This window comes from Streptomyces sp. NPDC054842, assembly GCF_053611025.1.
In genome coordinates this window covers 75,002-95,986 of sequence record NZ_JBSGZN010000010.1, presented here as the reverse complement: position 1 = coordinate 95,986, position 20,985 = coordinate 75,002, and the positions used below count along the sequence as shown (strand labels likewise).

Annotated in this window: 14 protein-coding genes; 4 read left to right on the top strand and 10 right to left on the bottom strand. The window is 72.2% G+C overall.

Annotated features, from left to right (window positions below; translation table 11 throughout):
• Positions 1 to 3: 3 nt before the first annotated feature.
• From kdpB to ACWGIS_RS10455, 7 genes are all read right to left on the bottom strand, one after another.
• Positions 4 to 2,109 (bottom strand): potassium-transporting ATPase subunit KdpB, encoded by a 2,106-nt coding sequence (kdpB, locus tag ACWGIS_RS10485; protein WP_453361985.1) that lies wholly within the window; start codon positions 2,107 to 2,109, stop codon positions 4 to 6.
• A 29-nt stretch (positions 2,110 to 2,138) separates the two neighbouring features.
• A complete protein-coding gene (gene kdpA, locus ACWGIS_RS10480; protein WP_453361984.1) occupies positions 2,139 to 3,803 on the bottom strand; it encodes a potassium-transporting ATPase subunit KdpA in 1,665 nt (554 codons plus the stop codon).
• 7 nt (positions 3,804 to 3,810) lie between these two features.
• Positions 3,811 to 3,900 (bottom strand): K(+)-transporting ATPase subunit F, encoded by a 90-nt coding sequence (gene kdpF, locus ACWGIS_RS10475; RefSeq protein WP_009326374.1) that lies wholly within the window; start codon positions 3,898 to 3,900, stop codon positions 3,811 to 3,813.
• 802 nt (positions 3,901 to 4,702) lie between these two features.
• A complete protein-coding gene (locus ACWGIS_RS10470) occupies positions 4,703 to 5,422 on the bottom strand; it encodes an exonuclease domain-containing protein (protein ID WP_453361983.1) in 720 nt (239 codons plus the stop codon).
• Positions 5,423 to 5,585: 163 nt separating this feature from the next.
• Entirely contained in the window at positions 5,586 to 6,824 is a 1,239-nt protein-coding gene (locus tag ACWGIS_RS10465) for an SAV2148 family HEPN domain-containing protein (protein WP_356175906.1), read from the bottom strand.
• 102 nt (positions 6,825 to 6,926) lie between these two features.
• Positions 6,927 to 8,246, bottom strand: a complete 1,320-nt coding sequence (locus tag ACWGIS_RS10460; RefSeq protein WP_453361982.1) for a copper amine oxidase — start codon at positions 8,244 to 8,246, stop codon at positions 6,927 to 6,929.
• Positions 8,247 to 8,354: 108 nt separating this feature from the next.
• The gene (locus tag ACWGIS_RS10455; RefSeq protein ID WP_453361981.1) at positions 8,355 to 9,170 is read right to left on the bottom strand and encodes a Tat pathway signal sequence domain protein; all 816 of its coding nucleotides are present in this window, start codon (positions 9,168 to 9,170) and stop codon (positions 8,355 to 8,357) included.
• A 179-nt stretch (positions 9,171 to 9,349) separates the two neighbouring features.
• Between ACWGIS_RS10455 and glgX the strand changes: the two genes are divergently transcribed.
• The 3 genes from glgX to ACWGIS_RS10440 all read left to right on the top strand — a co-directional run bounded on the left by glgX (position 9,350) and on the right by ACWGIS_RS10440 (position 16,147).
• Positions 9,350 to 11,458 carry a glycogen debranching protein GlgX gene (gene glgX, locus ACWGIS_RS10450; protein WP_453361980.1) on the top strand — a complete coding sequence of 703 codons (2,109 nt, stop codon included), beginning with the start codon at positions 9,350 to 9,352 and terminating at the stop codon, positions 11,456 to 11,458.
• A 217-nt stretch (positions 11,459 to 11,675) separates the two neighbouring features.
• Entirely contained in the window at positions 11,676 to 14,093 is a 2,418-nt protein-coding gene (treY, locus tag ACWGIS_RS10445) for a malto-oligosyltrehalose synthase (RefSeq protein WP_453361979.1), read from the top strand.
• Positions 14,094 to 14,896: 803 nt separating this feature from the next.
• Entirely contained in the window at positions 14,897 to 16,147 is a 1,251-nt protein-coding gene (locus ACWGIS_RS10440; protein WP_453361978.1) for a M14 family zinc carboxypeptidase, read from the top strand.
• Positions 16,148 to 16,290: 143 nt separating this feature from the next.
• Here ACWGIS_RS10440 and ACWGIS_RS10435 read toward each other — a convergent pair whose 3' ends face one another.
• The 3 genes from ACWGIS_RS10435 to ACWGIS_RS10425 all read right to left on the bottom strand — a co-directional run bounded on the left by ACWGIS_RS10435 (position 16,291) and on the right by ACWGIS_RS10425 (position 18,972).
• A complete protein-coding gene (locus ACWGIS_RS10435) occupies positions 16,291 to 16,695 on the bottom strand; it encodes an SSI family serine proteinase inhibitor (protein ID WP_453361977.1) in 405 nt (134 codons plus the stop codon).
• Positions 16,692 to 18,017, bottom strand: coding sequence for a M14 family zinc carboxypeptidase (locus tag ACWGIS_RS10430; protein WP_453361976.1), 1,326 nt, complete (start codon positions 18,015 to 18,017; stop codon positions 16,692 to 16,694). The genes ACWGIS_RS10435 and ACWGIS_RS10430 overlap by 4 nt, the downstream gene beginning before the upstream one ends.
• 403 nt (positions 18,018 to 18,420) lie before the next feature.
• On the bottom strand, positions 18,421 to 18,972 hold the full coding sequence (locus ACWGIS_RS10425) for an FHA domain-containing protein (RefSeq protein WP_453361975.1): 552 nt from the start codon (positions 18,970 to 18,972) through the stop codon (positions 18,421 to 18,423).
• 173 nt (positions 18,973 to 19,145) lie between these two features.
• Here ACWGIS_RS10425 and treZ point away from each other — a divergent pair, with 173 nt between their 5' ends.
• Positions 19,146 to 20,903: a malto-oligosyltrehalose trehalohydrolase gene (treZ, locus tag ACWGIS_RS10420; RefSeq protein WP_453361974.1), complete on the top strand. Its 1,758-nt coding sequence runs from the start codon at positions 19,146 to 19,148 to the stop codon at positions 20,901 to 20,903.
• Positions 20,904 to 20,985 lie beyond the last annotated feature (82 nt).

Below are 20,985 nucleotides of genomic sequence, written 5' to 3'. Positions count from 1 at the left end.
CCTTCAGCCGATCCCGGGGATGAGGGAGATGAGGAGGTCGATGAGCTTGATGCCGACGAAGGGGGCGGCCAGGCCGCCGATGCCGTAGACGGTGAGGTTGCGGCGCAGCATCCGGTCGGCGCTGACGGGCCGGTACCGCACACCTCTCAGCGACAGCGGCACCAGCGCGATGATGATCAGCGCGTTGAAGACGACCGCGGACAGGATCGCGGAGTCCGGTGAGGACAGGCCCATGATGTTGAGCCTGTCCAGGCCCGGGTACACCGCCGCGAACAGCGCCGGGATGATCGCGAAGTACTTCGCGACATCGTTGGCGATGGAGAAAGTGGTGAGCGCGCCCCGCGTGATCAGCAGCTGCTTGCCGATCTCGACGATCTCGATGAGCTTGGTCGGGTCGGAGTCGAGGTCGACCATGTTGCCGGCCTCCTTGGCGGCCGACGTACCGGTGTTCATCGCCACGCCGACGTCGGCCTGCGCCAGCGCGGGCGCGTCGTTGGTGCCGTCACCGGTCATCGCGACCAGCTTGCCGCCCGCCTGCTCCCGCTTGATGAGGGCCATCTTGTCCTCGGGCGTGGCCTCGGCGAGGAAGTCGTCGACGCCCGCTTCCTCGGCGATCACCTTGGCCGTCAGCGGGTTGTCACCCGTGATCATGACGGTCCTGATGCCCATGCGGCGCAGCTCCTCGAACCGCTCCCGCATGCCGTCCTTGACCACGTCCTTCAGGTGGATGACGCCAAGGACACGGGCGCCGCCGCTGTCCTCCACGGCGACCAGCAGCGGCGTACCGCCCGCCTCGGAGATGCGACCGGCCAGCGTGTCGGCGTCCTCGGCAACCGCTCCGCCCCGTTCCTCGACCCAGGCGACGACCGAACCGGCCGCGCCCTTGCGGATCTTCCGGCCGTCGACGTCGACGCCGGACATCCGGGTCTGGGCGGTGAAGGCGATCCACTCGGCGTCCGCCGGCTCACCCTGGTGGCGCTCCCGCAGGCCGTACCTCTCCTTGGCGAGGACCACGACGGAGCGGCCCTCGGGCGTCTCGTCGGCCAGCGACGACAACTGGGCGGCATCCGCGAGCTGGGCCTCGGTCGTACCGCGCACCGGCACGAACTCGGACGCCCGCCGGTTGCCGAGGGTGATGGTGCCGGTCTTGTCCAGCAGCAGCGTGGAGACGTCACCGGCGGCCTCGACCGCACGCCCCGACATGGCCAGCACGTTGCGCTGGACCAGCCGGTCCATGCCCGCGATGCCGATGGCCGACAGCAGCGCGCCGATCGTCGTCGGGATGAGGCACACCAGCAACGCCACCAGCACGACCATCGTCAGGTGCGTGCCGGCGTAGTCCGCGAACGGCGGCAGCGTGGCCACCGCCAGCAGGAAGACGATCGTCAGCGAGGCGAGCAGGATGTTCAACGCGATCTCGTTCGGCGTCTTCTGCCGTGCCGCGCCCTCCACCAGGCTGATCATCCGGTCGATGAACGTCTCACCCGGCTTCGTCGTGATCTTGACGACGATCCGGTCGGACAGCACCTTCGTACCGCCCGTGACGGCCGAGCGGTCACCGCCGGACTCACGGATGACCGGAGCCGACTCACCGGTGATCGCCGACTCGTCCACGGACGCGACGCCCTCGACGACGTCACCGTCGCCGGGGATGGTGTCGCCCGCCTCGCAGACCACGAGGTCGCCGATCCTCAGCTCCGTTCCCGGGACCCGCTCCTCCGCGCCGTCGGCCGGCAGCCGCCGGGCCACGGTGTCGGTCTTGGCCCTGCGCAGGGTGTCGGCCTGCGCCTTGCCGCGCCCCTCGGCGACGGCCTCCGCCAGGTTGGCGAAGACGACCGTCAGCCACAGCCAGGCGCTGATGGTCCACCCGAACCAGTCGCCTGGACTCTTGAAGGAGAAGACGGTGGTCAGCACGGAGCCGACCAGCACCACGAACATCACGGGCGACTTGACCATCACCCGCGGGTCGAGCTTGCGGAAGGCGTCCGGCAGGGACCTGATGAGCTGCTCGGGTTCGAAGAGGCCGGCGCCCACACGGCCCTGGGGGGCCTTGTGCCCGGTGGGGACGTCGCTGTGCGGTGCCCGCGTCGGCGCGGTGGCTGTGGACATCGAGTCCTCTTGCTCCTGTGTATGCGTACTCATGCCGCCAGCCCTTCGGCGAGCGGGCCCAGCGCGAGCGCCGGGAAGTAGGTCAGACCGGTGATGATCAGGATCGCTCCCACCAGCAGGCCGGTGAACAGCGGCTTCTCGGTGCGCAAGGTGCCCGCGGTCACCGGGACGGGCCTCTGCTCCGCGAGCGAGCCCGCCAGCGCCAGGACGAACACCATGGGCAGGAACCGGCCGAGCAGCATCGCGAGACCGATCGTGGTGTTGAACCACTGGGTGTCCGCGTCGAGACCGGCGAAGGCGGAACCGTTGTTGTTGGCGCCCGAGCTGTAGGCGTACAGGATCTCGGAGAAGCCGTGCGCGCCGGAGTTGGTCATCGAGGTGCCCGGCGTGGGCAGCGCCATCGCGGCAGCGGTGAGGACGAGCACCAGGGCCGGGGTGATCAGGATGTAGCAGGCGGCGAGCTTGATCTCGCGGGTGCCGATCTTCTTGCCCAGGTACTCGGGGGTGCGGCCGACCATCAGCCCGGCGATGAACACCGCGATGACCGCCATGACCAGCATGCCGTAGAGGCCGGAGCCGGTGCCCCCGGGGGCGATCTCCCCCAGCTGCATCCCGAGCAGCTGGATGCCGCCGCCGAAGCCGGTGAAGGAGGAGTGGAAGGAGTTGACCGCACCGGTCGAGGTGAGGGTCGTGGAGACCGCCCAGATCGACGAGGTGCTGATGCCGAAGCGGACCTCCTTGCCCTCCATGGCGCCGCCCGCGATGTCGAACGCGGGGCCCGGGTGGGCGAACTCGGTCCACATCATGAGCGCGGTGAAGCCCAGCCAGATCGCGGCCATGGTGCCGAGGATCGCGTAGCCCTGCTTCAGCGAGCCGACCATGCGGCCGAAGGTGCGGGTCAGTGAGAACGGGATGACCAGGATGAGGAAGATCTCGAAGAGGTTCGAGAACGGGCTCGGGTTCTCCAAGGGGTGGGCGGAGTTCGCGTTGAAGTAGCCGCCGCCGTTCGTGCCCAGCTCCTTGATGGCCTCCTGAGAGGCGACCGCGCCGCCGTTCCACTCCTGGGAACCGCCCATGAACTGGCCGACCTCGTGAATGCCGGAGAAGTTCTGGATCGCACCGCAGGCCACCAGGACGACCGCGGCGATCACCGAGACGGGCAGCAGGATGCGGGTCACGCCGCGCACCATGTCCGACCAGAAATTGCCCAGTTCACCATTGCGCGAGCGGGCGAAGCCCCGGACGAGCGCCACGGCGACGGCCATGCCGACGGCCGCGGAGACGAAGTTCTGTACGGCGAGACCGGCCGTCTGCACGACGTGGCCCATGGCCTGCTCGCCGTAGTACGACTGCCAGTTGGTGTTCGACACGAACGACGCGGCGGTGTTGAACGCCTGGTCCGGGTCGATGGAGGCGAAGCCCAGTGAGCCCGGCAGCACGCCCTGGAGCCGCTGGAGCAGGTAGAGGAAGAGGACGCCGGCGGCGGAGAAGGCCAGCACACCGCGCAGGTACGCGGGCCATCGCATCTTCGTACCGGGGTCGGCACCGATGCCCTTGTAGATCCACCTCTCCACGGTCCAGTGTTTCTCGGAGGAGTAGACCCTGGCCATGTGGTCGCCGAGGGGGCGGTGGACGAGCGCCAGTGCCGCGATCAGTGCGAGCAACTGGAGCACGCCGGCAAGTACGGGACCCATACCGCTCTCAGAACCTCTCCGGGAAGATCAGGGCGAGGACGAGATAGCCCAGCAGGGCGACGGCCACGACCAGGCCGACGACGTTCTCGGCGGTCACAGCTTCGTCACCGCCTTGGCAACGAGAGCCACCAGCGCGAACACCGCGATCGTGGTGACGACGAAGGCCACGTCGGCCATCGCAAGCTCCTAGATGAGGTACGGAAGTGAGTCGGACGAGTCGAGCAAAGCGCCCCTGTGGCCGGATCCGGCCGCCGTTGACGGGTCCCTTACGGCGGCCTGAACAGTTTTGACGCGATCCTTACGCCGCCCCCTCTCGCCTCCCCCTTCGACCTGCGGAAAGGGGGCCCGTACTGCCAGGTGCGGGCCGCGTGGGTGAACTCCGGCCCGACAGGCGGAACCTCAGCGGCGGATCACCGCCTGCGTCGCCCGTCGCGCCACGTGGCCCACTACGGGCTACCACCCGCCGGCTGCGCGGCGGCCGCTGCGACCGTCGCCCTCGCTCGGCTTCGGGAACGAGGACCGCGACGCGGGTGCCGGGCTCGACGGCGGCCGTTTCACGGACGTATGCGGCGATCGGGCGGCCGGGACCGGTGCTGGAGGGAAAGGGGACGAGCGGCACCCGGGGTCTCCAGTCGGCCCAGGCACGCTCCAGGGCGCACCCGCCCGGGTGACGTGCGGCGGCGTGCGGCGGCGTGCGGCGGACGCTTGCCGGCGAGCGGGCGGGGTGCGGTGGAGGCGGTGGACGCCTCCGAGTGGCGGGCCGGACGCGGTGAACGCCCGCCCGGAGGACGCACCGGTGAACGCCGTCCGAGGTGACGGCGGGGTGGAGGCTCTACCGGGTCACGGGCCGGGTGCGCCGGACGCCCGCCAGGATGCCGGGCCGGTGCCGTGGCGGACCGTCAGACCCGCTCGTCCGCGAGGTCCCGCAGGGGCCACATGCCGTCCACCACGGCCGCCGCGTCGCCCTTGCGGCGCAGGAAGCCCTGGAAGTCCGCCGCCCACTCGGCGTACCACTCGACCTGCCGGCGGTGCAGCTCCGCCGGGCCGAGGGACGCGACCTTGGGGTGGCGGACGGCTATCGCGGAGGCGAGGCGGGCCGCGGCGAGCGCGTCCGCCAGCGCGTCGTGGGCGGAGTCGAGCGCGATGCCGTACTCCGTGCACACCGCCTCCAGATTCCGCTTGCCGCGGCGGTAGCGGTCCACGGAACGGTCGATGGTGTACGGGTCGATGACCGGACCCGGGTCGGTGCCCAGCCGGTCGCGCAGGGACGGCAGTCCGTGGCGCCGCAGCTCGGCGGAGAGCAGCGTCAGGTCGAAGGTGGCGTTGTACGCGACGACGGGCACGCCCGTCTGCCAGTAGCCGACGAGGACGGCGGCGATCGCGTCGGCGACCTGGTCGGCCGGTCGGCCCTCGGCGGCCGCCCGTTCGTTGCTGATGCCGTGCACCGCCACCGCGTCGGCCGGGATCTCGACGCCCGGGTCGGCCAGCCACTCGCGGCGTCCGACCGGCTCCCCGCCCCTGACCTCGATCACCGCCCCGGTGACAATGCGCGCCTCGCGCGGGTCCGTCCCGGTCGTCTCCAGGTCGAAGCCGATCAGCAGCTCCCGGTGCCAGCCCATCGGCGGCCCCCCTTCTTCATGGTGCGTTCCCCCAGTGGTCCCCACGATCGCACGGGCCACTGACAACGCGAGGACCGCGTTCCGCTTGCGGGCCCGACGGCCCCGACGGGCACCGGCCGGGGGCCTGCCACGGGCCGGACCGCCGAGGGCCGGCAGTCAGCTCTCAGGACACCGGCCGCGAGTCGGACCAGGCGACCTCGAACTCCTCGCGGTACGTGGGGAAAAGACCCTCTTCGGTCGTGTCGTCCGGTTTGACCACCCGGCCTCCGCCGCGCAGGACCAGGACCGGCGCCTCCATGCCGCGCGTGCGGCGCAGATACGACTGCACGACGGCGACGCCGTCCGATCCGTCGCCGTCGACGAGGTAGGCGGTGAAGCGCGGGGTCTCGTCGAAGACCTGGATCTCGAAGGCGCCCGGGTCGCGCAGCCGGGAGCGGACCCGCCGCATGTGCAGGATGTTGGTCTCGACGGTGCGGCTCAGCTCACCCCGCTTGATGCCGAGTTCGCGTTCACGGCGCTTCACGGCGCTGGAGGCGGGGTTGAGGAACAGCAGCCGCACCCGGCAGCCCGACTCGGCGAGCCGCACGAGGCGCCGCCCGGAGAAGTTCTGCACCAGCAGGTTCAGGCCGATGCCGATGGCGTCGAGGCGGCGGGCGCCGCCGAAGAGGTCCTCGGCGGGGAACTGCCGCAGCAGCCTGACCCGGTCGGAGTGCACACCCACGACGTCCGCGTACCGGTCGCCGACCAGGTGCTCCACCGCGTCGACGGGCAGGCGGCGGGCGGACGGCACGTCGCCGCCCGCGCCGAGGATCTCCAGCAGGCGGGCCGAGGCGCGCTCGGCCTGGGCCAGCACGGCCTCCGAGAGGGCCCGGTTGCGCGAGACCACGTTCCGGGTGACTTCCAGCTCGTCCAGGGCCAGTTCGACGTCCCGGCGCTCGTCGAAGTACGGCTCGAAGCACGGCCAGTGCTGCACCATCAGCTCACGGAGCTGGGGCAGCGTGAGGAAGCTGAGGACGTTGTCGTCGGCGGGGTCGAGCAGATAGCCCTTGCGGCGGCTCACCTCGCGTACGGCGACGGCCCGCTGCACCCACTCCTGGCCGGCCGGCCCGGCCGCGGCGACCACCCACTCGTCGCCGTGGACCGGTTCGTAGATCGGCCGCAGCACGGCGGCCACGACCGCGCGCAGCCGCTGCTCGACCAGATTCAGCCAGATGTAGGCGCGGCCGGCCCGCTGGGCGCGCGTACGCACCTCGCGCCAGGCGTCGGCGCCCCAGTCCAGTTCCGGGCCGATGGAGCCCATCTCCATCGGCCGTGCCAGGGACACCGCGCCGGGCGGGACATCTGTGGAGTTCCCCTCGTGACCCTCGTCACCAGGAGGCAACTCCAGCCCTCCCGAGCCCACCCGTGCACCGCCTTCCGCTCCCCCGAGCTCTCCCCTAGTCAACGATCAAGGAAGGGTACTCCGGGACCGGTCGGCGGTGCAGCCCGATGGACAGGTCGCTTCTCAACTGCCTTCGCGGGGACGCCCGTTCTGGTCGGCGAGGTCAGCGGGAGTGAGCGGATTCATAGCGGTGACGTCACGCGGGGCGATCGAGAAGCCCTGCCAGTGGACCGGCATGGGCTGCTGGTCCTCGTCCCGGGCGATGTGGTGGAAGCCGATGTTCATCCACACGACGGGGTGGGTGAGCGTCTGTCCGTTGACCCACTTGTCGACGGACTTGCCGCCGCCGGTACCGCAGTTGCGCAGGTTGTCGCTGGCGAACTGCTCGCACTTCTTGTACTCGGTGAAGTACACGTCGCTCTTGGTGTACGGGCGGCCCGGGTACTTGGTGCTCGCGCCGGGGACGATCTCGTACGAGCGCGCGTGGTTGTCCTTGTTCTTGCCGGAGTTGCTGACGACCCGCCACCAGCGCATGTTCTTGGCGTTGCCCGCGAGTTCCTTGGTGACCTTGGTGCGGGTGGTCTTGTTGGTCGGGCCCTCGTTGCCCCGCGCGGGAGGCGTGACGACGGAGTCGTACTGCTCGATCTTGCTCTTGGGAGAGCCGTCCAGGCCGAAGTTGAGCCGCCAGAAGACGTTGTGGCTGTGGCTCGTGGCGTACGAGGTGGCGTTCTTGCCGATCGGCCAGCCGCGGCCGTCACCGGCGTCGTAGTCACCCGGGGAGAGGCTGCCGGTGGCGCCGACGTTCATGTGGAGGGTGCCGTCGTCCTGGAAGCGCCACTCGGTGATGTACTCGTACCAGCCGACCTGGTTGACCGTGTAGACGAGCAGGTCCTTGCCCTGGGTCTGCCAGACCTTGCTCGGGGTGTCGCCCTGCATGCGGTAGGCGTGTCCCCGCGAACGGGTCGTGGTGCACAGGCCGTTGACGTCGGCGTGCTCCGGGTCCCAGGCGTCCGGGACCTTGACGGACTTGATGGTGCCGCCGGGGCACTCGCCGGGCGCCATGTTCATCAGGCCCTGACCGAAGCCGGCGCCCGTGAGGTCGCTGTACTCGGCCTGGCCGTCGTCGTAGGGCACGTGGATCTGGGCGAGCTTGGCGCTGGTGAGGACCTTGATCGGCTGGGCCTCGCCCTTGGGCTGGTAGGAGATGTTCTCCAGGACCAGGCCGGCCTCGCTCTCGTAGTGCCAGCACATCCGCCAGGTGGTACCGGTGGCGAGCTGCTGTTCGATCTTGTAGGCCGCGCTGCAGTCGGCGGGTGCCGCCGGAGCGGCCTTGGGCTGGGCGACGGCCGGCCCCCCGGCCGTCGTCACACCGGCGGCGAGCAGGGCCGCGGTGAGGCCCACCGCCGCCCGGCTGCGGGCACGGCTGATTCTGTTGACGCGCATGAAGAAGTGACTCCCTTGCGAAAGAGCACGAAAGACGGGAAGAGCCACCGAGGCGGCCGGACGGTGGTCGGCCTGGCCGGGCGGCTCGGCGGCGGTCGGCCGCTCGGGTCAGCCGAGCTTGCCGACCTTGCGGGTGCTCAGGTCGATCACCAGGTCACGGCTGTCGATCCAGGGCCCGTTCCTGACCTTCGGGAAGAGCCGTACGCAGCGGTGGTCGCCGCAGTCGGCGAGCACCGCGGGCTGCGCCCCCGGAGCCGCGCGGTAGACCATGCTGTTGAGCAGCAGCTGGTCGGGCGAGGTGAGTTCCTTGCCGGTGGCGTCCTTGTAGTCCGCCTTCAGGCCCGCGCCGAGCGGATCGGCGATGAGCAGCCGGGCCGCCTCGGCCATCTCGTCACGGGCGATCGGCGGCTGGACGCCGTGCTGCGTGCCCGTCTGCTCGACCTTCCCGGTGTCGAGGTTGACGGTCCTGGTGACGAGGGTGTCGTTCTTGTAGTCGTAGAACGTCACGTCGGCGCGACGGGGCGCCGACGCGTCGTCCAGTTCCTCCACCTCGGGCTCGGCGAGGTTGACGCCGATGCGCTGCGGGCCGCGCTCGCCCTCGACGTTCTCGCCCGAGGAGAGCAGCTGACGGCTCAGCGCGATCCGCTCGACGCGCCGCAGCTCGTCGTCGGTGAGCGGGTCGCGCCCCTTGCCCTTGTCGCCCTCCGCCGGTGCCTGCTCGACGGTGCCGGGCTGCGCCGCCCCCTGCGCCGCCGCCCCGCCCTGCTGGGCGGTCGTGCCTGTCCCCTTGGCGTTGCCGCCGTCCGCGTCGTCGGCCCCCGCCGACCCCGGCAGGGTGACCGCGACCATCGCCGCCGTACCGGCCACCGCGACGGCCGCACCCGCCACCACCTTGCCCAGATGGCGGCGCACTATCCTGCGCACATTTTCCCCCTACTCCCCCTGTGTCGCTGAGAGTTCATCGAGCCCCACTGTTGGGCATAGTGCGTATGCCCTGGTCACCAGGTAAGAGGGAGGTAAGTCCCAGGAGGTTCCATCACTTTCGGGGAGACTCGGCCGCGAGTCGCCCTCGGTGGCACAGCACTACTGGAAGAGTCGTATCCATGCAGGTCTGGCCTGGAGAGGCGTATCCACTCGGCGCGACGTACGACGGCGCCGGCACCAATTTCGCGGTCTTCTCGGAGGCCGCCGACCGGATCGAGCTGTGTCTGCTGCACGACGACGGCTCGGAGACAGCGGTGGAGCTGCGGGAGACCGACGCGTTCGTGCGGCACGCGTACCTGCCCGGCATCATGCCGGGACAGCGTTACGGCTTCCGCGTGCACGGCCCGTACGCGCCGGCGCGCGGGCTGCGCTGCAATTCCGCGAAGCTGCTGCTCGACCCGTACGCGAAGGCGATCAGCGGTGACATCAAGTGGGGCGAGGAGGTGTACGGCTATCACTTCGGGGCGCCCGACAAGAGGAACGATCTCGACTCGGCGCCGCACACGATGGCGTCCGTCGTCGTCAATCCCTACTTCGACTGGGGGGACGACCGCCGCCCCCGTACGGAGTACCACCACACGGTGCTCTACGAGGCCCACGTGAAGGGCCTCACGATGAAGCACCCGGCGCTGCCCGACGAACTGCGCGGCACCTACGCGGCGCTGGCCCACCCGGCCATCATCGAACACCTGACCGGGCTGGGAGTGACGGCCCTCGAACTGATGCCCGTGCACCAGTTCGTGAACGACCACCGCCTGGTGGAGATGGGCCTCAACAACTACTGGGGCTACAACACCATCGGCTTCTTCGCCCCGCACAACGCGTACGCGTCCTGGGGCGACCGCGGACAGCAGGTCCTGGAGTTCAAGTCGGCCGTCCGCGCCCTGCACGAGGCGGGCATCGAGGTCATCCTCGACGTGGTCTACAACCACACGGCCGAGGGCAACCACCTGGGTCCCACGCTGTCCTTCAAGGGGCTCGACAACCCGTCGTACTACCGGCTCACCGACGATCCGCGCTACTACATGGACACCACGGGGACCGGCAACTCGCTGCTCATGCGCTCCCCGCACGTCCTGCAGCTGATCATGGACTCGCTGCGGTACTGGGTGACCGACATGCACGTCGACGGCTTCCGCTTCGACCTGGCGGCCACCCTGGCCCGGCAGTTCCACGAGGTGGACCGGCTGTCGTCGTTCTTCGACCTGGTGCAGCAGGACCCGGTCGTCTCCCAGGTGAAGCTGATCGCCGAGCCGTGGGACGTCGGCGAGGGCGGCTACCAGGTGGGCAACTTCCCGCCGCTGTGGACCGAGTGGAACGGCAAGTACCGGGACACGGTGCGGGACATGTGGCGGGGAGAGCCGCGCACCCTCGCGGAGTTCGCCTCCCGGCTGACGGGCTCCTCGGACCTCTACCAGGACGACGGCCGCCGGCCCCTGGCCTCCATCAACTTCGTCACCTGTCACGACGGCTTCACGCTGCACGACCTCGTCTCGTACAACGAGAAGCACAACGACGCCAACGGAGAGGAGAACCGCGACGGCGAGAGCCACAACCGGTCCTGGAACTGCGGGGCCGAGGGCGAGACCGACGACCCGGCGGTCCTGGAACTGCGGGCCCGGCAGATGCGCAACTTCCTGGCGACCCTGATGCTCTCGCAGGGCGTGCCGATGCTCAGCCACGGGGACGAGTTCGCGCGCACCCAGCACGGCAACAACAACGGCTACTGCCAGGACAGCGAGCTGTCCTGGGTGCCGTGGCCGGAGGACGGCAGTCCGCTGCTGGACTTCACGCGCGCGATGGTGTGGCTGCGGCGCGACCACCCGGTCTTCCGGCGGCGCCGCTTCTTCCACGGGCGGCCGGTGGAGGGCACGCACGACGACCTGTCGGACATCGCCTGGTTCACCCCCTCGGGCAAGGAGATGACCCAGCGCGACTGGGACTCGGCGCACGCGCGGGCGCTCACGGTGTTCCTCAACGGGCACGCGATCTCGGAACCGGGCCCGCGCGGGGAGCGGATCTCCGACGACTCGTTCCTGCTGATGTTCAACGCCTCGCCCAAGACGCTGGAGTTCGTGATCCCGGTCGATCACGGACGGCAGTGGGAGGTGATCGTCGACACGGCTCGTGCCGACGGGGTGCCTCCGGGAACCGGCCAGAAGGTCCAGGCCGGCGACCGGCTGACCCTGGTCGACCGGAGCATGACGGTATTGCAGCGGCCCGCCTAGCGCGGAGCCGGTGAGTGAGGGGCACGCACGCGTGGAGGGCGTCCGGCACGGGACGCCGCCCCCGCGTGTCGTGCCCCTTCGTCACGGCGGAGGCGGACGCGGAGGACCTCCGGACGGGGTGACGCGCTGCCCCGGTCGCCCGAAATCGGCCACCCGCGCGCGTGCGTCCGCATGAGTCCATGACACGAAGGGCGGCGGGGCGGGTACGTAGGTCTGCATGACATCTGAGCGTCCTGACCCCGTGACGGTCCCCACGGCACCCACCGCAACGTATCGGCTCCAGTTGCAGCCGGAGTTCCCCTTCGCGGCGGCCGAGGCGGCCGTGCCGTACGTGGCCTCGCTCGGCGTCTCGCACCTGCACCTCTCCCCCGTCCTGGAGGCCGTCCCCGGCTCGCTGCACGGCTACGACGTGGTGGACCACGGGCGCGTGCGGGCCGAACTGGGCGGCGAGGAGGGCCTGCGCTCCCTCGCCCGCACCGCCCGCGAGCACGGCCTCGGGCTGGTGGTCGACATCGTGCCGAACCACATGGCGATGTCCCCGCGCCACAACCGCCCCCTGTGGGAGGTCCTGCGGGAGGGGCCCGAGTCGCCCTACGCGCGCTGGTTCGACATCGACTGGCAGGCCCAGGACGGCCAGCTGCTGCTCCCGGTGCTCGGACACCCGTTCGGCTCGGAGGTCGGCCGGCTGAAGGTCGACGGCGACGTCCTGCGCTACTACGACCACGAGTTCCCCCTGCGCGAGGGCACCGAGGACCTGCCGCTCCCGCAGCTCCTCGACGCGCAGTGGTACCGCCCGGTGTGGTGGCGGCTGGCCCGGACCGAACTCAACTACCGGCGCTTCTTCAGCATCTCGGAGCTCATCGGGGTGCGGGTCGAGGACCCGGAGGTGTTCACGGCCACCCACGAGACCGTCCTGCGGCTGCTCGGGGAGGGCGTCGTCGACGGCCTGCGCGTCGACCACCCCGACGGCCTCGCGGACCCGGACACCTACCTGCGCCGCCTGCACGAGGCGACCGGCGGACGCTGGACGGTGGTCGAGAAGATCCTGGCCGACGGCGAACCGCTGCCGGCGTCCTGGCCCGTCGCCGGCACCACGGGGTACGACGCCCTTCGGCACGTGGACGGCCTCTTCGAGGACCCGGCGGGCGCGGACGAACTCCTCGACCGCTACCGGCGGTTCGCGGCTCCCGAGGCCGACGAGGGCGCCGACTGGGCGTCCACCGTACGGCGGGCCGCCCACGAGGTCGTCACCCACGAGCTGGCCACCGAGGTCGAGCGCCTGGTGCGCGCGGCGAGCCGGCTGTGCTCGACGTCGCCCCTGCCGGAGCTGCGCGACCGCACCCCCTGGGCGCTGCGCACCGCACTGCGGGAACTCCTCGTCCGCATGGAGGTCTACCGGCCGTACGCCTCCGGGGACGCCGCCTCCGTCGTCACCGAGGAGGCCGCGGCCGAGGCCCGGCAGGCGTTCACGGTGCCGGAGGAGGCCCAGGCCGTGGACGTCGTACGCGACCTGGTGCTCGGGCGGGCCGGGGACGGGCCGGGCCACGCCGAGTTCCGGACCAGGTTCGCCCAGACCTCGTCCGCGCTGCGCGCCAAGTCCATGGAGGACACCGCGTTCTACCGCTACGTGCCGCTCCTCTCGGCGAACGAGGTCGGCGGGAACCCGGGCAGCCCGTCGGTGTCCCCGGAGCGGTTCCACGCCTACTGCGCGCGCGTGCAGCGGGACTGGCCCTCGACGGGGACCGTGCTGTCGACGCACGACACGAAGCGCAGCGCCGACGTGCGCGCGGCCGTCTCGGTGCTCACCGAGTGCCCCGAGCGGTGGGACGCCGTCCTGGCCGAGGTGACCGCCCTCCGGGTGACCGGTGTGCCGGACCCGGCGCTGGCGTGGGCCGCCTGGCAGACGGTCTTCGGGCTCGGCCCGGCCGACGAGGCGCGGGTCCAGGGGGCGCTGGTCAAGCACGTCAGGGAGGCCGGGCTGCGGACCACGTGGACCGAACAGGACCCCGCGTACGAGGAGGCGGTGGCGGCCTTCGTCGCGGAGGGTCCCTGCGGCGCTCCGGGGCGGCTCGTGCACGAGTTCCGGGACACCGTCGACCCGCACGTGCGGGCCAACGTCCTGGGGGCGGCCCTGGTGCAGCTGACGATGCCGGGCGTGCCGGACGTCTACCAGGGCACGGAGGGCGAGTACCGGGCCCTCGTCGACCCGGACAACCGCCGTCCGTTCGCCCCGCAGGAACGCCCCTCGGCCAAGGCCGCGCTGACCACGGCCGCCCTGCGGCTGCGGCGGCGGCGCCCCGACGTCTTCGGCGAGGCGGCGACGTACGCGCCCCTGGACGCCGTGGGCCCGGCCGCGGACCACTGTGTCGCGTTCACGCGCTCCGGAGAGGTGGTCACGGCGGTGACGCGGCTGTCGCTGCGGCTGGCGGAGGCGGGCGGCTGGCGGGACACCCGCCTGGAGCTGCCGCCGGGCCGGTGGGCCGACGTGCTGACCCCGGGGCGGGAGTTCTCGGGGCACGCGCGCGTGGCGGAGCTGTTCGCGGAGCTGCCGGTGACGTTGCTGGAGCGGGTGCCGGAGACCGGTGGCGGCGCGGTCAGCGGAAGCGCACGAGAAGGGATCGCGGAGAACGGCTGAGCAGTCCCGTCGCGACGGGGCGGAAGCCCGGCGCCCAGCGCAGGTGCGTGCAGCGCGTCCAGCAGGGCGCGCAGGCCGAGTTCCGCCGTGCGGCGGGCCAGCCGGACACTGGGGCACCCCGCGTCGTCCCCGGGCCGCCCCTGGACCGCCTCCCCGATGCCGTACGGCAGTTCGCCGGGGTCGGCCCGGAAGGCGTCGTAGCGGTCCCGGTCGGTGAAGCGCGCCGGATCGCGGCCCGCTGCTCCGGGCAGACAGGCCACGGTCGCGCCCGCGGGCACGGCGCCGAACCGCGGACTCGCGCGCGACTGCTTCCGGCGGAGCACCGGGGTGATCGCCCCGCAGTGCCGGTACACCCGGACGGGTGACGTCCCTCATGGCGCAGGGCACGGGCGGCTCGCCGCGGAGCCGACGTGCGGGGCATGTGCCCGCCGGGTCCCGTGAGCAACCGGCTCCCGCGCCCGTACGCTCCCGGGGCTCGGGGCGGACGAGTGGCGCACGGTGGTGAACGGAACCGTCCCTCTCGCGCCCGTGGGCGCCGCGGCGGGACCCACGTATGGACGAGGTGTCGGACCGCCGCTGGTCGCTCGGGCGGTATGCCCGGCCCCGCCCCGACCGGCCCGTGCGCGCCCGGCGGGGATGTCCTGGCCTACGTCCCGGGGCGGGACGGCAGACGGCCCCCGACGGGTCGTCCCCCGGGGCCGTGACTGCCTCCGGGCGCCCCTCGGAGCCGCCCCCGTTTCCTTGACAGTTCACCGAGTCCGTGGAGTACTGCGGAGTGCGATGGCCGGGCGGACACGTCGGGGGTGAGTCCACTGCCGGAGCTGCGCTACCTGAGTGTGCCCGAACTCTTCTCGGCCGCACGGGCGCTGGCCGATCACCGGCCGGGACTGTGCACCCTGAGACAGGTCGGCGCCTCCCGCGCGGGCCGGGCCCTGCACCTGCTGTCCGTCGGCCACGCCTCCCGCGCCGTCCTGGTCGTCGCCGGGGCCCACGCCAACGAGCAGACCGGCGGTTCGACGCTGCTCGCCCTGGCCGAACGGGTGCTGAACGAGCGGGAGTTGCGGGCCGACACCTCCTGGCACTTCCTGCTCTGCGCGGACCCGGACGGCGCGAGCCTGCACCTGACGCCGGCGCCGCGCACGCTGTTCGACTACCACCTCGGCTTCTTCCGCCCCGCCGGTCCCGAGCAGCCAGAGTGGTCGCCGTCGGTCCTGCCGCCGGACCGGCTGCCGCCCGAGACACGGGCCCTGCTCGGTGTCATCGACGAGGTGCGGCCCTACCTCCAGGTGACGCTGCACGGCACCGATCTCGGGGGCAGCTGGGTGCAGTTGACCAAGGACGTCCCCGGACTCGCCGAACCGTTCGCCAAGTCCGCGGCCGAGCTGCACATCCCGGTGGAGGCGGGCCCCTCGGACGCCGCGGGCTGGCCGGCCTCGGGCCCCGGCGTGCACGTGATGCCGGGACCGGACACCCCCACGTCGTACCCGAGCATGCCCGACGACGCCCGGCACAGCACCTGGTACCACGCCCACCGGTACGGCGGTCTGACAGCCGTCGTGGAGGTGCCGATGTGGGCCGGCGACCTGGTCGACGATCCGGCGCCCCACCCGGCCCCCGCGGCGGCGCTGCGGCACCTGGCCCGGCGGCTCGTGCGGGACGCGGTCCAGGTCGAACGCGTCCTCGCGGACGCGCTGCCGCGGCTGCCGGGTCCCGACGGGCCGTTGTTACGGGCCGCCAGGTGGGCCCTGGACCTCGTCCCGGGACTGGCCGGCGACTGGGCCGAGCCCCCGCCGCCGGGAGCCACGGTGGCGTACGTGGGGAGCGTCGACGCCTTCGGGCGCCGTCTGCCGTTGCGGGCGGCGGCGATGCTGCTGCGGGTGCTGCGGGAGACCGACGACCGCGCGGCCCCCGGCCTCGAACGGCTCGTCGCCAACTGGAGCGAGGCCTTCACCGAGCACTTCCGCGCCCGCTGGGTACCACTGGAGCACCAGGTCGAGCACCAGTCCCGCACGGTCGTCGCGGCCGCCCGCCACGCCCGCGACCCGGCGGCGTGAGCCCGGACGCCACCGACGGCACGGACCGCGCGGACGAGTACGCGCGGCGCGGACGGCACGCACGAGTACGGGCGAGGCAGGGGGCTCTTGCCGGGTGGCGAGCGCCCGTACATGCGTCCCCGGGGGAGCCGGGTGTCAGGGCGTCAATCCGTCAGGGCGAACACCGTCCTCGTCTCGGCCGCCATTACGCAGGAGTTCGAGAAGGTGCGGCTGTACTCGGTGGGCCGCCCGGCCCACTCGCCGCGCGCCGACACGGTCACCGGCGCGTGGATCATGGGGCAGATCGCGTCGGCCCTCGGCCGGATGCGGGCGATGTCACCGCGTACGGCCCGGAGTTCGTCGCACGCCTGGGCCGCCCGCAGGTGTCCGTGCGGCGGGTCGCAAAGCAGGAGCGTGCCCCGGGTGGCCCCGGTACCGGCCTCGCCCGTGGTCACGGTGAGGTAGAGCCAGTCGCCGGGGACCGCCGCCCGGGCCGGTGCCGGGCCCAGCGCGAGGAGCGCGATCGCCGCCAGCAGACCGCCACGTACCGTTCGAGAGGTTTTCGTCATTCCCGGTGCATCGGCACGGCGGCCCGGGTTCCCCAGCCCGGCTCACCCGAACGGGAGGGGCCGGGTTCGCTCCGCCGGGCCAGTTCGAAGGCGGCGAGGACCACACGCGCCTGGAACTCCGCCTGCCGGGCGACCGGCACCCAGCGCGCCCCGTAGCCGTCGTGGTAGTCGGCGCACCACACGTCGATGAGCCGGTCCAGCTCCGGCAGCACGCCGGCCGCGGCGGCACCGGCGCCGGTCGCCAGTTGGTGCAGCAGTCCCGCCGTACGCAGCGCGACCCGGCGTCCCGAGATGCCGAGGGCGGTCAGGCGCGCGGTGTCCAGGGGCGGCAGGGGACGGGCGCCGCCGTCGTCGGTGTCGGGGTCCCAGGAGTCGGCGAGGCCGGGGCCGACCAGGAGATAGTCGTCGACCGGCGCGAGCAGGCGGGCCGCGTCCGGGACGGCGGACAGCGAGGGCCGCAGTTGCCGGAGCATGCCCTCCAGGAGCCGCGTGTCGCGGCGCAGCGACCCGCTCACCGACCGCAGCACCGCGTCGGCGTCCTGGGGCACCCGGGCGTCCTCCACGGCCGCCACGCCCCACATGGGCGCCTCGACCACGGCCGTCACCGTGCCGTACGCGTGCGGGTGGAACCACGTCGACTCCACCGCCGCCTCCGTGATGGCGGCGGCCAGGTCGCCGCGGCGCGGAGGCGGGATGCGGTAGACGGCGGGGCCGAGCGTCGGCCAGTACAGGGTGTCGTAGGGACCCAGTTCGCGCGGGATGCCCAGCCTCGCCGCGGTGTGCGCGACGCGCTGGGCGAGGCCCGGCAGCTCGCGGGTCAGCTCGACGAAGCCGCCGCCGACGTCGACGCCGTGCAGGGAGACCTGGAAGAAGGGCCGCAGCTCGTCCTGGAGGCCGAGGAGCGTGCGGGTCTCGGGCAGGGCGGCGCCCGCCGCGCCGTCGGGCAGCCACTCGGGCTGCTCCAAGAAGCCCGGGCGAAAGAAGTGCCGGAAGTAGCGGCCGAGGGTGTACGGGCCCGGCAGCCAGCGCTCGTTGCGGCGCGCGCCGTCCGGGTCGAGGCAGAGCAGCAGGTTCCAGGTGACGTCCGCGTCCTCGCACAGCCTCGGGTCGGCGAGCGTGCGCTCGGCGAGCCGCAGGACGGTGGCGCCGCCCACGGGCTCGTTGGCGTGCGGGCCGGCGACGACCAGGGCGTGGCGGCTGCCGTGTCCCACGGACAGCAGCCACATCGGGGTGCCCGCGCGTGAGGTCCCCGCGCGGCGCAGCCGGGCGTCCCGCGGACGGCGGGCGACGAGGGCTGCCGCGCGGGCGCCCAGCTCGTCCACGGTCGGATAGCGGAGGAGTGGCGGCAGGGCGCACCTCCACTGGACGGTGCCGTCGTTTCACCTGATGTGCGGAGAGGCGGGTAAGCAGAAGAGGGGAGAAGCGGAAATGGGGAGAAGCGGAGATGGGGAGAAGCAGGGAAGAGGACAGTCAGCCACGGCTCGCGGGGTACGTCAACACCCTTGGCGCGGCCGAAAGTTGGGCGACCTCACTGCGTAAACCCCAGGCCAGGGCTTTGCGGGCCGGTGTCGGCCCTCGGGCACGGAGACGCCGGGGGGACGCGCTCAGCTCCGGGGCAGAGGGGCGGCCGGAGCGAGCGCCGGCCCGGGGGCCACCGGCCGGCCGGGGCGAGCCGTGCGTCCGGTGGTCCTCACTCCGACGCGAGCGCCGTGCGTCCGGTGGGTTTCACTCCGACGTGAGCCGGAAGGACATCCGCCCGAAGCCGACCTGGTCGCCGTCGCGGACCACGGCGGCGCCGATGACCCGCCGTCCGTTCACCGTGGTGCCGTTGGTCGAACCGAGGTCACGCAGCACCCACATCCCGCCCTGGCGGCTCAGTTCGGCGTGCACACGGGAGACCGTGTCGTGGTTGAGCCGCAGACCGCTGGCGGGGTCCCGCCCTATGCGCAGTGGATAGCCGTTGCCCTGGTGGGGCAGCTGGAGCTTGGGAAGCCGCTCGGCCTGCCAGGCCCTGCGCAGCCGGAGGGGGAAGCCGGACACCGCCTCGACGGTGCCGAACACCAGCCGCGACCAGCGGCTTTCGGTGGACAGGTCGGCGGTGAGCACGGCGAGGTCCTCGGAGCGACGGGCGGCGAGCGCCAGTTCCATGCGCCGGATGAACGTGTCGTGCGAGAGGCGCCCCAGCGCGACGCCGTCACGGAGCACCTTCAACGCCCGGTCGCGCTCGGTGTCCGAGGGCCGCGCGGGGTACGTGTGGAACTCGAAGGACGACGTCACGCTCGTGATTGTCGGACAGCGGGAGCGGGGTGTCCAGGAAGCAGGGAAAACGGAACACGGCGGCCGACGCAAAGGTCCGGCGCGGCAAAAGGGTGGATCCAAAAGCGAATTGATCTCGCGTGACGCACCATGGACGGACTACGTCACGCTGAGCAGACGAGGGAGAACCGTCCGTGCAGTTCGAGGTGTGGGCACCACAGGCCGACCGGGTCACGCTCCAGTGCGGCGACTCCACGCGCGCGTTGGCGCGCGATCCCGACCGCCCCGGATGGTGGACGGGAGAGGCCGACGCGCGGGACGGGACGCGGTACGGCTTCGCCGTGGACGACGGGCCCGTCCTGCCCGACCCGCGTTCCCGGCGCCAGCCGGACGGCCCGGACGGGCTGAGCGCGGTCGTCGACCAGGCGCGGTACGCGTGGCGCCGGGACTGGGCGGGACGCGGCCTGCCGGGCGCGGTGCTCTACGAGCTGCACGTGGGCACCTACACGCGCGAAGGCACCCTGGACGCCGCCGCCGACCGGCTCGGACACCTGGCGGAGCTCGGGATCACGCACGTCGAGCTGATGCCGCTGTGCCCGTTCCCCGGCCGGCACGGCTGGGGGTACGAGGGCGTCTCGCTGTGGGCCGTGCACGAGCCGTACGGCGGGCCCGAGGCACTGAAACGGTTCGTCGACCGGGCCCACGAACTGGGCCTCGGAGTCGTCCTCGACGTCGTGCACAACCACCTGGGCCCCTCCGGCAACTACCTCCCGGCGTTCGGGCCGTACTTCACCGACACCCACCAGACGCCCTGGGGCTCCGCCGTCAACCTGGACGCGCCCGGCTCGGACGAGGTGCGCGCGTTCCTCGTCGACAGCGCCCTGGCGTGGCTGCGCGACTACCGTCTCGACGGGCTGCGCCTGGACGCGGTGCACGCCCTGGTGGACACGCGCGCGCTCCACTTCCTGGAGGAGCTGTCGACGGCCGTGGACGACCTCGCCGCCGACCTCGGCCGCCCGCTGTTCCTCATCGCGGAGTCGGACCTGAACGACCCGCGGCTCATCCGCAGCCGCAAGGAGGGCGGGCTCGGGCTGCACGCGCAGTGGAACGACGACTTCCACCACGCCCTGCACACCACCCTGACCGGCGAGGGCCAGGGCTACTACGCGGACTTCGCGCGGGCCTCGCTCGCGGCACTGGCGAAGACGCTCACGTCCGGCTACTTCCACGACGGCACGTACTCCAGCTTCCGGGAGCGCCGCCACGGCCGCCCGCTCGACCGCACGCAGGTGTCGGCGCACCGGCTGCTGGGCTACTCCCAGACCCACGACCAGGTCGGCAACCGCGCCCTGGGAGACCGGCTCTCCGCGGCCCTCTCCCCCGGCCTCCTCGCCTGCGGGGCCGCGCTGACGCTCACCGGACCCCTCACCCCGATGCTGTTCATGGGCGAGGAGTGGGCGGCGGGCACCCCCTGGCAGTTCTTCACCGACCACACGGACCCCGAACTCGCGGACGCCGTACGCCGGGGCAGACGCCGGGAGTTCGCCGCCCACGGCTGGGCCGAGGAGGACGTGCCCGACCCTCAGGACCCGGCGACCCGGGAGCGCTCGTGCCTCGACTGGTCCGAGCTGGAGCCGGGCCCCGACAACGCCCTGCACACGCGCGTGCTGGCCTGGTACCGGGAGCTGATCGCGCTGCGCCACCGCCTGGCCGACCTCACCGACCCCGACCTCGCGGCGGTCAAGGTGGCCTACGACGAACAGGCCCGCTGGCTCGCCCTCGGACGCGGCGACGTACGGGTCGCCGTGAACTTCGGCAAGGAGCCCGCGGTGATCCCCCTGGGCCTGCGCCGCGCCCGCGTACTGGCCGCCTGGGAGCCGGTCACGACCCCGGGCCCGGACGGCCTGCTGAGCCTGCCGGGCGAGTCGTGTGTGGTGCTCACGCAGGCTTGAGGGCTCATGGACTCCTGGGCTCATGAGCTTGAGGGCTTGAGGGGCTCGTAGGGTCACGAGGTTAAGGCTCGCGACTTGAGGG